This window comes from Streptomyces atratus (genome assembly GCF_014648655.1).
Classification (GTDB): Bacteria; Actinomycetota; Actinomycetes; order Streptomycetales; family Streptomycetaceae; genus Streptomyces; species Streptomyces atratus.
Genome location: NZ_BMRN01000001.1, coordinates 376,055 through 390,423 on the forward strand (window position 1 = coordinate 376,055; position 14,369 = coordinate 390,423).

Genomic DNA, 14,369 nt, shown 5'->3' on the forward strand with positions numbered 1-14,369 from the left:
ACATGGGGGCGGAACGGTGGTGCGGCTTCGGTCGCGCGGGTTACGCGGTGGTGCGGGTTTCGTCGCCGGGTGTGGCGTGGGCGGATGCCCGGGAGAGGGCGACGGTGGCGGTGATCAGCAGCCCGAGTGCGGCTGCGCCACAGGCGACGGCGGGTACGGCTCCGGTGCCGGCCGCCACGACAAGGGCGTCGACGGGACGGGCGAGGAAGTGCAGGCCGGGCAGCCGCCCGGCCAGGACCAGGGCGGGTGCCAGCGCTTCGAGGGCGCAGGCGGAGGCGAGCCCGACGGCGGCGGGTTCGGGGAAGCCGTGCACGGTCAGCAACTGGGCCAGCAGGAGCAGCACACCGAGCGCGGCCGCCCCCACGAAGGCACCGCCGCCCCCGTACCCCAGATGCGCGACGTAGAGCAGCACGGCGAGAACGCACAGGTGGAGTGCGACAGCCCCGAACAGCAGGGGGCGCACACCTGCGGCGAACTCCTCCAGTGCGCGGCTGCCGATGAGTTTGCGGTGTGCGTGTACGGAGAAGAGGTGCGCGCACCAAGCGGCCGGGGCGACGGAGAGGGCCAGCCCCAGCAGCGGTGCGGGAGTGAGCGTCCAGGGGCCTTCGGGGCCGCCGCTGAGCACCTGGTCGAGCAGCGCTTCGCCGTACAGGACATAGCCGAGGAGCCAGCAGCCGTACACATGGGCGGTGCCCGAGGACCGGCCTTCGGCGTGCAGGGGGCCGCTGCGCAGGCTGAGGGCGAGTCCGACGATGCCGACGAGCGCTCCGGTGAGGGCGATCGCAAGCCGCCCCTGGCCTCCGAGCACTCCCTCGGTGAGCCTCAGTGAACCGACGGTCGCGATGCAGGCCGCGCCCGGCACCAGTGCGCGGAGCGACCAGGCGGCGCGCGTCTCGGTGTCGCGCTCCGGCGCGCGGACCGCTGTTGCGGGCGCCGCCGCCACGGCGGGCACCCGGGCGAAGAGCTCCTCGGCGAGCGAGAAGACATCGCGGTGCCGGTAGCGGGCGGCGGCGCGGTCGGTGACGCCGTGGGCTTCGAGCCCGGCGGCGATCTCCAGCGGATCGACGGCCCGCTCGCACAGCTCGCGATGGCGGTGCATCAGCGATTTCACGGGGTCGGCGGGACCGCGGCGCGAGGCGTTGAGCTTGCGCGCCGGAGCAGCGCGCGCGATCTCGGGGGCGCGTGGAGTCGCGGCCCCCTCTGCGGAGGTCTGCTCTGCGGGAACCTGCTCTGCGGCGGTCTTCTCCGTGGCCGCCTTCTCCGTGGCTTTCGATGCGGAGGCGGGCTCGGCGTCCGGAGCCGTAAGGGGACCGGCCTCGATGACCCCCTCGGAGACGAGCTCCCGCGAGCGGAGGTCCCAGCTGCCGCCGGTGGTCGGTGTGGCGGGTGCGTCGGACACCTCGGTCGGACCGCCCATGGTGATTCCTCCGTGATCGTCGCCGACTGCGTCGGACCGTCCCGGCCCACCGCTGCGGCCCGGCCCGGCCGTCCCCTGTTGCTTTTCACACATCGTCGCCACCCGCTCCCCGCGCTCCCGCGCAGACGGTCCTGGGCTCGGCGGCCCAGCGGGCTGTGCGGTCGGCCGCGCCTGCCGGGGCGGGGCCCGAGGCCGTCCACGGACCCTGGACGTGCGCCTCGGGCGGAGTGGCGAACGGGCGTGGTTCGCCGTCGGCGTTCACCGTGTCGGCCTCCCTGCGCACCGGGGCGTGCGAGATCAGCTCCAGGTAGATGCCGCGAAATGCCGCGACGTTCTGTTCGACGGTGAAGAGTTCGAGCGCGCGGGCGCGCGCCGCCGCTCCGAGTCGCGCGCGGCGCTCGGGGTCGCGCAGCAGTGCGAGGCAGGCGTCGGCGAGCGCCCTGGGATTGCGCGGGGGCACCACGAGCCCGGTACCGCCGATGACTTCGACCACCGCGCCGACGTCCGTCGACACCGTGGCCCGTCCGCAGAACATCGCCTCGACGAGGCTGATGGGGAAGCCTTCGACAACGCTGGAGAGGACGACGACCCCGCCCGCCGCATAGGCCTCCGACAGATCCGGCACCTCGGCTCCGCCGATGTCCTCGAAGGAGACCGGGTTGTCGCCGACGGCGTGTGCGTCCGTGGCCTCGTCGGGGAACAGCTGGGCGGCGAGCACCCGGCAGTGCGCGAGATAGGTGGCGCCTTCCGGGCCCTGCGCCGGAGCGCCGATGATCCGCAGCCGGGCATCCGGTTCGGACTTCCGCACCTCCGCGAAGGCGTGCAGCAGCGCGATCAGGTCCTTGGCGGGCTCGATCCGGCCGACCCAGACCAGCGTGTCGTCGGGACCGCTGTCGCCGCTCTCCCCCAGGGCCGTGAACCGGCCGGACTCCATGCCGGGGTGAACTGTGCGCAGCTTCTCGCGCTCGGCACCGCACCGTTCCTGCCAGCGGCGGGCGTGGGTGTTGCCGGGAGTGACGATCGCGGCCTGCCGGTACACCTCGGTGGCGAGCCGTCCGTAAAAGTTGGCGAGCAGGGCGCGTACCGGCGCGCTCAGGGAGGTGTCGATCGCTGCGAGGTAGTGCGCCCGCAGTTGCACGCCGTGCTCGGTGACCAGCAGCGGTACCCCGAAGAAGCGTTTGGCCAGCAGCCCCGGCAGCGCCGCGGCACCACCGGATGTGGCGTGGCAGAGGTCGACCGCGCCGAGGCTCTCCTCGTCGTACCAGTCGAGGGAGAGCGGCCGCAGTACCCGGTCGAGCTCCCGGGCGAGGGCGAGGAAGTCGGGGACGGTGGCGGTCTGGACGGTGCGCCCGGTGCCCGGGGCCCGGCAGGCGGCTTCGAGCACGCGTACCGCGGTTTCGGAGCGGAGCGCCGCTGGGAGCCCCCCGTGTTCGCGGGCCAGTTCGGCCAGTCCGTACAGGCCGTCCGTGAACTGCGCGTCCGCGGCGCCGGCGGCCCTACGTCCTGTACGCCCGTCCTCGCTCCGTTCGCCGGAACCCGCGCCCCCGCTCGCGCCTGCGGCATCGTCCTCGCCGCCCGTCGCACCCGTCGTGCAGACAGAGGTCGCGAGAGCCGTGAAGTACGCCGTGAAGCGCCGTCGTTCGCGCCGTCCGTACGAGCGTCCGCCCCCGCCCGTCACCATCCGGGCGAGCAGCCCCTTGGAGGCGTGGGTGCCCAGGATGTCCTCGTCGGCCGTCCACAGCGACGCCGTCCGTACCCGGCTGACCTGTGCCGGAAGCTGGACCCAGCCCTGCGCTTCCTGTTCGGCGGAGCGGCTGAGCGCGAAGAGATCGAACTCGTGCTGCGAGAGCCCGCGCACCAGACGGTCGCACCAGAGTCTGGACTCACCGGTCGCATACGGATAACCACCGTCGGTGAGGAGTCCGATCCGCACGAGCACACCCCCGATCTCCCTTGTGGTCGGCCGCCGTCGGAACGGCGACTCACAGCGGGACGACCGTAAGCGGATACGCCGGTGGCGCGACGGACGGTTGTCCGTCGCGCCACCGAAAGGGGTGAACCGTCGTAACTTTCCCGCCCCGGTAGCGTTCTGTCGCGCTATGGGAGCCATCGGTCACGCAGGGTCAGGCAGCGGCCAGCTCCTTGCGGGCTGCGCGGCGCACTGCCGCGAGCACCGGATCGAGCGCGGGAACGGCCGCCAGGAGCTGCTTGGTGTACGGGTCCCGGGGATCTCCGTACACCTGGTCCACCTCACCCTCCTCGACGATCCGGCCCCGTCGCATGACGGCGACCCGGTCGCTGACCTGCCGTACGACGGCGAGGTCGTGCGCGATGAAGACCAGGGCGAGCCCCAGCTCCCGCTGCAACTGCGCCAGCAGGGCGGTCACCTGGGCCTGGGTCGTCACATCGAGTGCGGAGACGGCCTCGTCGCAGACGATCAGTTCCGGCTCGGCGGCCAGCGCCCGTGCGATCCCGACGCGCTGGCGCTGTCCGCCGCTGAACTCGTGCGGGTAGCGGTCGTACTGCTCGGGGTCGAGCCCGACCCGCTTCAGCAGATCCCGTACCCGGGCCCGGATCACGGCCTCGTCGCGCTCCCCGGAAGCCCGCAGCGGGTCGGCGACCGATTCGCCGATCGAGCGGCGTGGGTTGAGGGAGGAGACGGGGTCCTGGAAGACCATCTGCACCCGGGCCCGACGGGTGAGCCGCCCGGAGGTGGGCTCCAGCAGTCCGACGAGCATCCGCCCGAGGGTGGTCTTTCCGCTGCCGCTCTCGCCGACGATGCCGAGGGTTTCGCCGCGCCGGACCGTGAGGGAGACACCGTCGACGGCGGCGAGGGTGGACTTGCCCCTGCCGAACACCTGCCGGACGTCGACGGCTTCGACGAGCGGCTCGGTCCCGACGAGTTCCTCACCATTGACGGATACCTCGCCCCTGTCCGCGGCCGGCTTCTCGTCCGAGGCCGCCGGGCGGGCCGGAATGCGCGGCACCGCCGCCAGCAGAGTCTGCGTGTACGGCTCGCGCGGCGCCACGAGCACCTCGCCCACCGGCCCCCGTTCCACCGCCCGCCCCGACTGCATGACCAGTACCTCGTCGACCGATTCGGCCGCCACGCCCACGTCATGCGTGACCAGCAGCAACCCCATGCCCGTCTCCCGCCGCAGATTGTGCAGCAGGTCCAGGATCTGGGCCTGGACGGTGACGTCCAGGGCGGTCGTCGGCTCGTCGGCGATCAGCAGCTGGGGTTCGCAGGCCAGGGCCATCGCGATCAGTGCCCGTTGCCGCATCCCGCCGGAGAACTCGTGCGGCCGGGACCGGGAGCGTCGTACCGCGTCGGGAATCCCGACCCGGTCCAGCACCTCGACGGCCCGGGCCCGCGCCAGCCGCCGGGAGGCGCGGTTGTGGACCCGGTACACCTGGGCGATCTGGTCGCCCACCGCGTAGTACGGGTCCAGCGAGGACAGCGGGTCCTGGAAGACCATCGCCGCCTTCGCGCCCCGCAGAGCACGCAGTTCCGCGTCGTCCGCCGCGGTCACGTCCACCCCGGCGACCCGGATCGAGCCGTCGACCCTGGCCCCGGTCCCCCGGTGCAGTCCGAGCAGGGCGTACGCCGACGCGCTCTTGCCGGAGCCGGACTCGCCGACGACGCCGAGTGCGCCGCCGGCCTCCAGCGAGAACGACAGCTTCTCCACCGCGCGTACGTCGCCGAACGAGATCGAGAGATCGGAGACTTCGACCAGGCTCATGCCAGCACCACCCGTCGGTCGGCCATCGCCTGCAGAATGTCCGCGACGGCATTGGCAAGGACGACGAAGAATCCGGTGACGAGCACCAGACCGACGACCACCGGAAGATCCACGTGCTTCACGGCGTCGACGAGTTCGCGGCCGACCCCCGGAATCCCGAAGAGGGATTCGGTGAGTACGGCGCCGCCGAACATCGAGCCGATGTCCAGTGCGCCGAGCGCGATCACCGGCGCCAGCGCACCGCGCAGCGCGTGCCGCCCCACGAGCGCCCGCTCGCTGACGCCGTACGCCCTGAAGGTGCGTACATGGTCCTCGGCCAGGGTCTCCAGCATCGAGGCCCGGGTCATCCGGGCGTACGGGGCCGCGGACACCAGCGCCAGCGAGATCCAGGGCAGCAGCAGGTTCCAGGCCCACTGCTCGGGGTTCTCGGTGAGGGGCACATAGTCCGGGAACGGCAGGATCTGGAGCGCCGTGACCAGGATGATGATCAACAGCAGGCCGATGACGAAGACCGGTGTGGCCATGCCGGCCAGAGTGATCCCGGTGAGGATGCGCTCGGTCAGCCGGCCGCGCCGCCACACCGACAGCAGCCCGGTGCCGACACCGAGCAGCATCCACAGCACGAAGGCGCCGACGGCGAGCGAGGCGGTCGCCGGGAGCTTGGCCAGAATCAGCTCGGTGACCTGCTGGTCGCTCTGGTACGAGAGCCCCAGGCAGGGCGCCTGGCAGTGCAGCACCCCGGTTCCGGTCGAGTAGTCGCGGCCGACGAAGAGACCCTGGAGGAAGTGCGCGTACTGCATGTACAACGGGTCGCCCAGGTGCAGTTGTCCGCTGACCTGTGCCACCTGCGCGGGCGAGCAGCGCGGACCGCAGGCGATCTGTGCGACGTTGCCGGGGGCGACGTAGAAGGCCGCGTAGACGACGATGCTGAGCGCGAGCAGCACGAAGAGCGCCCCGCCGAGGCGTCTGAGCAGGAACCACTTCACGCGTCGGCCTCCTTCTTCCGGCCGGTGCCGATCCGCAGCCGGGACTCGGCGCGTGGGTCGAGTGCGGTGCGTACGCCCTCGCCGAGGACGGTCAGCGCCAGCACGGTGACGAAGAGCAGCAGGGCGGGGATCAGCAGATAGGTGGGCGCCGCCTGGTACCAGGTGTCGGCGTCGCTGAGCATCTGTCCCCAGGACGGCGTGGGCGGTTTGATGCCCACGCCGAGGAAGGAGAGGGCCGCTTCGACGACGATGTCGGCCGGGAAGAGCAGCACGGCGTACGTGATGACGGGCGCGGCCAGTGCGGGCAGCAGTTCGCGCTTGGCGATCTGCCAGGAGCCCCAGCCGCTGAGCCGGGCGGCGGAGACATGGTCGAGCGATTTCAGCGCGAGCGTCTGGGCGCGCACGATCTTCGAGATGCCGGACCAGCCGACCAGGCCGATGATCACGGCGATCAGGACCGGGCGCGGGAAGCCCGTGGGGACGACGGCGAGCGCGCCGAGCGCGATCACCATGACGGGCAGCGCGACCACGACGTCGGTGACCCGGCTGAGCGCCTGGTCGACGAAGCGGTTGCCGAGCCCGGCCACGAGGCCGACGCCGACCCCGATGATCACCTGGAGCAGGGTGGCGGCGAGCGCGACACCGAGCGAGACCCGTGCCCCGTGGACGACGCGTGCGAACAGATCGCGTCCGGTGAGCGGTTCGACGCCGAGCCAGTGCTCGGCGCTGATCCCGCCGAAGGAGCCGAGCGGCACCCCGCCGGTGGCGGAGTCGACGAGATCCGGGTGGTACGTGGTGGGGTCCTGGCCCTCGATGCCCGCGAGCAGCGGTGCGGCGAGCGCGATCAGGACCAGCAGGGCGACGACGACGGCCGCCACGAGGGCTGCGCGCCGGGCGCGCAGCCGCCGCCAGAACGGATGGGCCCCGGAGGCGGGGGCCTTGACGGCCCCCGCCTCCTCGGCCAGTAGAGCTTCGGCCATGGTTACTTGACCGCGACCTGCGAGATGTCGAGCACACCGGTCCAGTCGCTGATCACGACGTTCTTGACGGCCTCGCCGTACAGGCGCTTGTAGACCGGGTGGAACAGCGGCACGGTCAGTGCCTGCTCACCGACCTTCTCGTCGAGCGCGCCCCAGCGCTTCGCGGCGGCGCTCAGGTCGGTCAGCTGGTTGATCTCGTCGATCTCCTTGTTGACCGCGGGGTCGTTCAGCTGGGCGGAGTTGAAGTTGTACCCGGCCTTGACGATCTGACGTCCATCGAAGATCGGTGCGAAGAACGGACCGCCGGACGGCCAGTCGGCGCCCCAGCCGCCGAGGAAGAAGCCGGGCTCGCTCTTCACGTTGTAGACCGTGTCGGAGTAGTCGTTGCTCTCCAGGCCCTGGAGCTTGACGGTGATGCCGGCCCTCTTCAGCGCCTCCTGGAGAGCGGTGGCGATCTCCGGGCTGGTGGCGAAGTCCTTGTCGTTGGAGTGCGTGAGGGTGACGGTCAGCCCCTTGGGGTAGCCGGCCTCCTTCAGCAGTTCCTCGGCCTTGGCGGCGTTGCCGGACTTCCCGGCCGGGAAGTGGTCGTACGGGGTGTACCCGAAGGCCTTCTGGTCGGGGAGGAAGGTGGTGGCGGGTTCGGCGAGCGAGGAACCGCCGGCTGCGTTGACCACGGAGGAGCGGTCGACGGCGTACGAGATCGCCTGGCGCACCTTCGGGTTGTCGAACGGCTTCACCTTCGGGTTGAAGGCGATGTAGTTGGTGTAGCCGAAGTGGCCGGTGCCGACGCGGGCGGCGAGCTTCTTGTCACCGGTGACCTTGGCGAGTTCGGCCGGGCCCAGGTTGGTGTCGGTGGTGACGGCGGCCGCGTCGGCGCCCTGCGATGCGGAGAGGCGCTGGTTGATGACGGCGGAGTCGAGCCCGGAGCGCACGTCGATCCGGTCGGGGTAGGCCTTGCGCTCCTCGTCGGTCGCGGCCGACCAGTGCGGGTTGCGCTCCAGGACGAGGCGCTCGCCGTCGCCCTCGTTCCTGACGACCTTGTACGGCCCCGAGGAGATCGGGTGCTCCTCGTACTTGGTGCCCTTGTCCTTGGCCTTCGGCACCGGGGTCGTCTGGGTCTGCGTGGCCAGGAAGGGGAATTCACCCTCCGGCTTGTTGAGGTGGAAGACGATCGTCTTCGCGTCGGGCGTCTCGATCGAGTCGAGGCCCTTCTTGTCCTTGTACGGGCCCTGGTAGTCGGCCCCGCCGATCAGCCAGTCGCGCAGGTAGGGCGCACCGCCGGAGAGCTCGGCGGCGAAGGAGCGCTCGATGCCGTACTTGATGTCGGCACTCGTGATCGCGGTGCCGTCCTCGTACTTCAGGCCGTCCTTGAGGGTGTATGTCCACACGGTGGCGTTCTTGCTGGGCGTGCCCAGGTCGGTCGCCAGGTCGGGGACGACCTTCGCGCCGGCCGCGCCGTCCTCCCGGTTGCGGGTGGTGAGCGTACGGAAGACGAGGGACGGGACGTTGCCGCCGCCGGAGGTGTAGAGCCGGGCGGGGTCGAAGTCCTCCTGCGGCTTGCTGTTGAGGACGGTGAGCGTGCCGCCCTTCCTGGGCGTGCCCGCTGCGCCGGAATTGCCGTCGCTGTCCTTGCTGTCCTGGGGCCCGCAGGCCGCGGCACCCGCGGCCACGACGAGTACTGCGGCGGCCGCTGCCACGCGGCGCGATATGACGGACGGTTGACGCATCGGAAGGTGACCTCTCGGAGTACTGCCTGAAGAAAAGAACGGAGGGAATTTCCGTGCAGGCAGCAACGAGAGCGAGTGCACACAACCGGTCGGCACAGGGAAAAAGATGACCGGAACACTGAGACTGTCGCGCCTGCGGACGGAGTGCGCCCAGACGCGGCAGTCGTGCATGGTCGTCCGGGCCGGTTCAGGGCTCGGACAGAGGGCCGACGCGCGCTCGGGCAGGCGTCAGCAACAGTGGATGTCGGCGACGCTGTGCCCGGTCACGCCGATGAGCGCCAGCTCTATGGCGGCGCGTTCGGGGGTGACGGGGCTGCGTGACATGCCGAGAAATATGGATCACCGCCCAGGAGATGTCAACGCAGAATGAGACAACCATCTCGACATGCAGACAGAATGGGGCGTGGACGCGCCGACCGGCAGATGACGGCGGAGCCCGGCTCGATCGACGAGACGGCCCGGCACACCTCCCGGCCCGGCCCTTTTCGATTCAACTGCCCGGATACACCCAGGCGTTGGGCCGGCACTTGATGTCGTCGATGTCCAGGGACTTGGTCTGCTGCTGCATCACCGGAGCGAGGGCTCCCGGCGTGCCACAGCTCACATGGCCGTGCCCCAGCCGGTGACCGACCTCATGGTTGATCAGCATCTGGCGGTAGGCGAGGAGTTTGTCCGGGCCGAACGTCGACGACCCCTGCGCCCAGCGGTAGGCGTTGATCATCACGCGTTCGGTTGCCGCGGAGTCGCACGAGACGTTGTCCTCGGTCGTGTCCAGGCCCGACTTCCGGCACCAGTCCCCGGTGGTGCCGGGACTGGCCAGGGTGATCACGAAATCGGGGTCACCGGAGGAGATCCGCTCGAACGTCATGGCACCGTCGTGCGCCCAGCTGCGGTCGTCGTTGAGCGTCTCCTGGACGGCCCGGGCGAAGAGCGAGGCGTCGAGTCCGAGGCCCTGCTCGACATCGATCCGGTAGCGGTACTTGTGGCCCCCGCCCGGGGCCTTCGCCGTACCCGGAACCGCCTCGAACTTCCCGGACCCATGGAGTTTCGGGGAGAGCGGATACGCCTTGGCCATCTTCTCCGCATACGAAAGGGACTTGACCTGCGCCACCTTCGGGGTCGGCCGGTCGTCCGAGCGGGAAGCGCCGTCGGTGCCGTCCCGGTCGACGCCCGCGGGCTGCGCGGCACTGGTCCCGCCGTTGTCGTGGGCGACCTGCCCGGCCACGACCACCGCGAGCACGGTGGTCACCGCGGCGGCCGCGATGCCGGTGAAGGTGCGGCCCCTGGCGCCCTTGCCGTCCTTGGCGGGCGTCGGCGCGTCGGCGGCGCTGTGCGGTGGCTGCTCGTCCCACTCGCCGACCGAGCTGTACGGACCGGCCGGTGGGACGGAAGGCCCACGGGGCGCGGGGGGTGCGGGCGGCGCATCGAACGCCTCGACGAACTCGCGCCGCGGTCCCGGTACCTGTGGCCGGGTACCGGCCTGCTGCTGACGCCGGGGCACCGCCTGCTGCGGCCCGGTCCCCCAGCCGCCGCCGGGTTCACGCTGTTCGGGGTGACCGCCGCGGACGTGGCCGGTCTGCCGGAACGGGGCGTGTCCGTCCGCACCGGCCGGTGTGTCGGCCGACCTCCGGCGTCGCCCACTGCCCGGCCCCGGACGCACGCCCTCGCGATCACCGGCCGTATTCGCGACGGCGGCCTCGATATCGGGCCCCGTGGGTTCGGGGCCCTTTCGACTATGTCGTCCCATGCCCCGGATCAGCTCCCGCCGCGTTCGTCGAGCAGTTCCCGAAACGCCTGGGCGACCGCCTCCGGGTACTCCATCATCGCCACGTGCCCCGCGTCGGGCAGTGTCAGCAGCCGCGAATCGCGGAAGGCCGCGGACGCCCTGCGTGCCATCCGGTACGAGACCAGCTGGTCCCGTCCGCCGTACACGAGCTGGGTCGGTGCGAGCACCCGCTCGGCCTGGCGCCACAGTCCGTGCTGCCCGCCCAGCGTGTACGCATCGACGATGCCACGTGCCGAGCGCGCCATCGCGTCCCAGAAGTACGGCAGCTCCAGCCGGCGCTCCATTTCGGCCACCGCTTCACGGAAGCCCGATTCGGAGACGCGCGCCGGATCGCCGTAACAGAGTGCCATGACGCCGCGCGTGCGCTCTTCCGCGGTCCAGTCCCTGGTCATCCTGGCGAACAGGGTTGCGACGCCCGGAACGGCGAGCAGTCCGGTCGGTACGGCGGGCCACTGCACCCGGATCTCGGGGAGCGCGGGCGAGATGAGGGTGAGGGTGCGCACCAGGTCGGGGCGGACCGCGGCAACCCGGGTGGCCACGGCGCCGCCGAGCGAATTGCCGAACAGATGGACGGGCCCGCGCTCCCCCGCGTCGAGGAACCGGATCACGGCACGGGCATGCCCGGTGACCGAGTAGTTGCCGTCGTCCGGCGGCGGCGAGTCACCGAAACCGGGCAGGTCGACCGCCTCGCCGTCCACCAGGTCCTGGAGCAGCGGCATCAGCGCCGACCAGTTCTGCGAGGAGCCGCCGAGCCCGTGCACGTAGAGCGCGGGCGGCAGCCCGGTCCGCTGCGGCGGCCGGGATCGGACGGTCAGCGTCAGTCCGGGCAGCGCGACGGAGCGCAACCCCTCCCCCTCCGCGACCCTGACGGCGCTCACCGTGGGGGCCACCGCGGTGGCGGCGCGGTGGCCCGGCAGCTCGGTCGAAGACATGCGGCAATGTTACGAGACGATCACACCGCGGTTCATGTGTTCGCGGTCACACACCGCATAGCGGCTTGCAGGGGTAGCTCCTAGGCTCGAAGCAAGGAAGGGAGTCACCATGACGGTCGACCCCAGCGACCCGGAGACCTTCGAGGACATCCAGCCGGACGAACCGGACCAGGAGACACCCCGGGCGGACGCCGCCGAGCAGCAGGCCGATCTCCAGCAGCGGCGGGACGAACCGCTCACGGACATCGACCGGGACAGTGCCAATGAGGCCGATGCGGCGGAGCAGGCTCGTGTTGTCACACAGGATGAAGATGATTATCGCTGATACGCCCCGCTTTGCCCCATCGGTCGACGAATCTGTGGCTACCGCAGCCGTCCGGTCCGTGAAATTCTGCGTCCGCGCCGCGCACACCCGGGTTACCCAAAAGTACGATGGCTGTATGGCGCAGCGTGCACGGAAAAGCTGTGTCCGATCACAAATTTGGGAGGCGGCGTGACAGCCATCGAGCAGACCGAGGCGGCGCGCCCGCGGGGCACTCGACTGCCTCGCCGCGCCCGACGCAACCAGCTGCTGGGCGCCGCGCAGGAAGTATTTGTGGCGCAGGGTTACCACTCCGCCGCGATGGACGACATCGCGGAACGGGCGGGGGTCAGCAAGCCGGTGCTCTATCAGCACTTCCCGGGCAAACTGGAGCTCTATCTGGCCCTGCTCGACCAGCACTGCGAGTCGCTGCTCCAGGCCGTCCGCACGGCACTGGCGTCGACGACCGACAACAAGCTGCGCGTCGCCGCGACGATGGACGCGTACTTCGCATACGTCGAGGACGAGGGCGGCGCCTTCCGGCTGGTCTTCGAGTCGGACCTGACCAATGAGCCCGCGGTGCGCGAGCGCGTCGACCGGGTATCGCTGCAGTGCGCGGAGGCCATCTCCGACGTCATCGCCGGTGACACGGGACTGTCCAAGGACGAGTCCATGCTGCTCGCGGTGGGTCTGGGCGGTGTCTCCCAGGTGGTCGCCCGCTACTGGCTCTCCAGCCAGTCCGCCATTCCGCGGGACACGGCGGTGCAACTGCTCACTTCGCTGGCCTGGCGGGGCATCGCGGGCTTCCCGCTGCACGGCATCGATCAGCACTGACGGAAGCCGCCGGGTGCGGTCGGCGCCCGTGTTCGCTGCGGGCGTTGCCCACCGACCGCTGGCGGATCCCCTCAGCGGGCTAATGTGTGCTGCGTACGGCGCGGTTCACCGCGCAGGGACTGACCGTCGGAGGGACATAGCCGTGGAGGTCAAGATCGGGGTGCAGCACACGCCCCGGGAGATCGTTCTGGAGAGCGGGCTTTCCGCCGAAGAGGTCGAGAGCACGGTCGCCGAGGCTCTCACCGGTAAGGCGCAGCTGCTCAGCCTCACGGACGAGAAGGGCCGCAAGGTCCTGGTGCCGGCCGACCGGATCGCGTACGTGGAGATCGGCGAGCCGAGCACGCGCCGCGTGGGGTTCGGCACGCTGTAGGCAGCACGCTCGAAGCGGTGACCGTGGCAGCGGCCCGGTGGGAATTCCCCACCGGGCCGCTTTCCGTTCCGGCCCGCTTTTCGGCCCGCGTCCGCGTTTCCGTCAGCCGGGCGATTCCTGCGTGAACCCTGCTCAAGGAGGGTTGCGGTCCGCAGCCCTCGGGTAGTACGGCTAACGACCGATTTACCCGCCCCGCAACTCGCGAGGTGATCATCTGTGATCTTGGAATTCCTCGGCTCCGTCGTGCTCGGACTCGCCCTCGCCTGGGTGGCGCTCCGCTCGCTGCCGCACCGGCTCCCGTCCCGCCGCGCCGTCTTCGCCACCGGCGCTCTGGGAGCGCTGTTCGGTGTGTTTCTCATGCACTCGGTGCTGGGCCCGGACCACGCCGTGGCCACGCTGATCGGCGCGGTGCTGATCGGGGCCGTGACGCTCTCGCTGCTGGTCCGCCCCGGCAACCACCGCCTGAGCCGATCAGCGGCGGCCTGAAGCCGTCCGGCACCTGCGGAAACGGTCGCCGGACGGCCCCGGTGAACCGACTACGCGGCGAGCCCGAGCGCGGCCATCCGCTTGGTGTGTGCCTCGGTGATCCGCGAGAACATCCGCCCGACCTCCGCCAGGTCGAACCCGTCGGCCACACCCCCGACGAGCATCGTCGACAGTGCGTCGCGGTCGGCCACCACTCGCTGTGCCTGCGAGAGCGCCTCGCCCATCAGCCGACGCGCCCACAGCGCGAGCCGCCCGCCGACCCGCGGGTCGGCCTCGATCGCGGCACGCACCTTCTCGACGGCGAAGTTGCCGTGCCCCGTGTCATCGAGCACGGCGAGGACGAGGGAGCGGGTGTCCGAGTCGAGCCGGGCGGCGACCTCACGGTAGAAGTCACTGGCGATCGAGTCGCCGACATAGGCCTTGACCAGGCCCTCCAGCCAGTCCGACGGCGCGGTCTGGCGGTGGAAGTCGTCGAGCGCCTTGGCGAACGGCTCCATCGCACCCGTCGGCTCCACCTCGATCGCGGTCAGCCGGTCCGTCAGCCGCTCGAAGTGATGGAATTCGGCGGAGGCCATTTTTGCCAGCTCCGCCTTGTCGGCCAGCGTCGGCGCGAGTTTGGCGTCCTCGGCGAGCCGCTCGAAGGCCGCCAGCTCCCCGTACGCAAGTGCTCCCAGCAGGTCCACGACCGCTGCTCGGTACTGCGGCTCCGCGGATGCCGTGGCCCAGTCCTGGGCGGCGATTCCGGTGAGCGCGGGGGTTTCATTGGCGTTGTCAGGCGTCTCCATGAAGCGCAGAATAGCCCGCGCG

At 70.8% G+C, this 14,369-nt stretch carries 14 protein-coding genes; 4 read left to right on the forward strand and 10 right to left on the reverse strand.

Going from position 1 to position 14,369, the window contains the following annotated elements:
- Positions 1-40: 40 nt before the first annotated feature.
- The 9 genes from IEZ15_RS01605 to IEZ15_RS01640 form a co-directional block, all read right to left on the reverse strand.
- Complete coding sequence (locus IEZ15_RS01605) at positions 41-1,417, reverse strand: hypothetical protein (RefSeq protein WP_229845681.1); 1,377 nt, start codon at positions 1,415-1,417, stop codon at positions 41-43.
- Positions 1,418-1,502: 85 nt separating this feature from the next.
- Positions 1,503-3,350, reverse strand: coding sequence for a DUF3492 domain-containing protein (locus IEZ15_RS01610; protein WP_189273950.1), 1,848 nt, complete (start codon positions 3,348-3,350; stop codon positions 1,503-1,505).
- Between the two features lie 190 nt (positions 3,351-3,540).
- Positions 3,541-5,160 carry a dipeptide ABC transporter ATP-binding protein gene (locus IEZ15_RS01615; protein ID WP_189273558.1) on the reverse strand — a complete coding sequence of 540 codons (1,620 nt, stop codon included), beginning with the start codon at positions 5,158-5,160 and terminating at the stop codon, positions 3,541-3,543.
- Positions 5,157-6,146, reverse strand: coding sequence for an ABC transporter permease (locus tag IEZ15_RS01620; protein ID WP_114246504.1), 990 nt, complete (start codon positions 6,144-6,146; stop codon positions 5,157-5,159). The genes IEZ15_RS01615 and IEZ15_RS01620 overlap by 4 nt, the downstream gene beginning before the upstream one ends.
- Positions 6,143-7,126: an ABC transporter permease gene (locus IEZ15_RS01625; protein ID WP_189273560.1), complete on the reverse strand. Its 984-nt coding sequence runs from the start codon at positions 7,124-7,126 to the stop codon at positions 6,143-6,145. Before IEZ15_RS01625 ends, IEZ15_RS01620 begins: the two co-directional genes overlap by 4 nt.
- Positions 7,127-7,128: 2 nt before the next feature.
- A complete protein-coding gene (locus IEZ15_RS01630; RefSeq protein WP_189273562.1) occupies positions 7,129-8,853 on the reverse strand; it encodes an ABC transporter substrate-binding protein in 1,725 nt (574 codons plus the stop codon).
- A 228-nt stretch (positions 8,854-9,081) separates the two neighbouring features.
- Positions 9,082-9,177, reverse strand: coding sequence for an Ms4533A family Cys-rich leader peptide (locus IEZ15_RS46965; protein WP_322110005.1), 96 nt, complete (start codon positions 9,175-9,177; stop codon positions 9,082-9,084).
- 166 nt (positions 9,178-9,343) lie between these two features.
- Complete coding sequence (locus IEZ15_RS01635; RefSeq protein WP_189273564.1) at positions 9,344-10,600, reverse strand: DUF3152 domain-containing protein; 1,257 nt, start codon at positions 10,598-10,600, stop codon at positions 9,344-9,346.
- Positions 10,601-10,608: 8 nt separating this feature from the next.
- Positions 10,609-11,571 (reverse strand): alpha/beta fold hydrolase, encoded by a 963-nt coding sequence (locus IEZ15_RS01640; RefSeq protein WP_114246500.1) that lies wholly within the window; start codon positions 11,569-11,571, stop codon positions 10,609-10,611.
- Positions 11,572-11,680: 109 nt separating this feature from the next.
- Here IEZ15_RS01640 and IEZ15_RS01645 point away from each other — a divergent pair, with 109 nt between their 5' ends.
- The 4 genes from IEZ15_RS01645 (at position 11,681) to IEZ15_RS01660 (ending at position 13,562) form a co-directional block, all read left to right on the forward strand.
- Positions 11,681-11,896 (forward strand): hypothetical protein, encoded by a 216-nt coding sequence (locus IEZ15_RS01645; RefSeq protein WP_189273566.1) that lies wholly within the window; start codon positions 11,681-11,683, stop codon positions 11,894-11,896.
- A 168-nt stretch (positions 11,897-12,064) separates the two neighbouring features.
- A complete protein-coding gene (locus IEZ15_RS01650) occupies positions 12,065-12,706 on the forward strand; it encodes a TetR/AcrR family transcriptional regulator (RefSeq protein ID WP_030915445.1) in 642 nt (213 codons plus the stop codon).
- Positions 12,707-12,848: 142 nt separating this feature from the next.
- On the forward strand, positions 12,849-13,076 hold the full coding sequence (locus IEZ15_RS01655) for a DUF3107 domain-containing protein (protein ID WP_189273568.1): 228 nt from the start codon (positions 12,849-12,851) through the stop codon (positions 13,074-13,076).
- Positions 13,077-13,292: 216 nt separating this feature from the next.
- The gene (locus IEZ15_RS01660; protein WP_189273570.1) at positions 13,293-13,562 is read left to right on the forward strand and encodes a hypothetical protein; all 270 of its coding nucleotides are present in this window, start codon (positions 13,293-13,295) and stop codon (positions 13,560-13,562) included.
- 50 nt (positions 13,563-13,612) lie between these two features.
- On the opposite strand, the gene IEZ15_RS01665 is transcribed toward IEZ15_RS01660, so the two are convergent.
- Positions 13,613-14,347 (reverse strand): ferritin-like fold-containing protein, encoded by a 735-nt coding sequence (locus IEZ15_RS01665; protein WP_114249287.1) that lies wholly within the window; start codon positions 14,345-14,347, stop codon positions 13,613-13,615.
- Between the last annotated feature and the right edge of the window lie 22 nt (positions 14,348-14,369).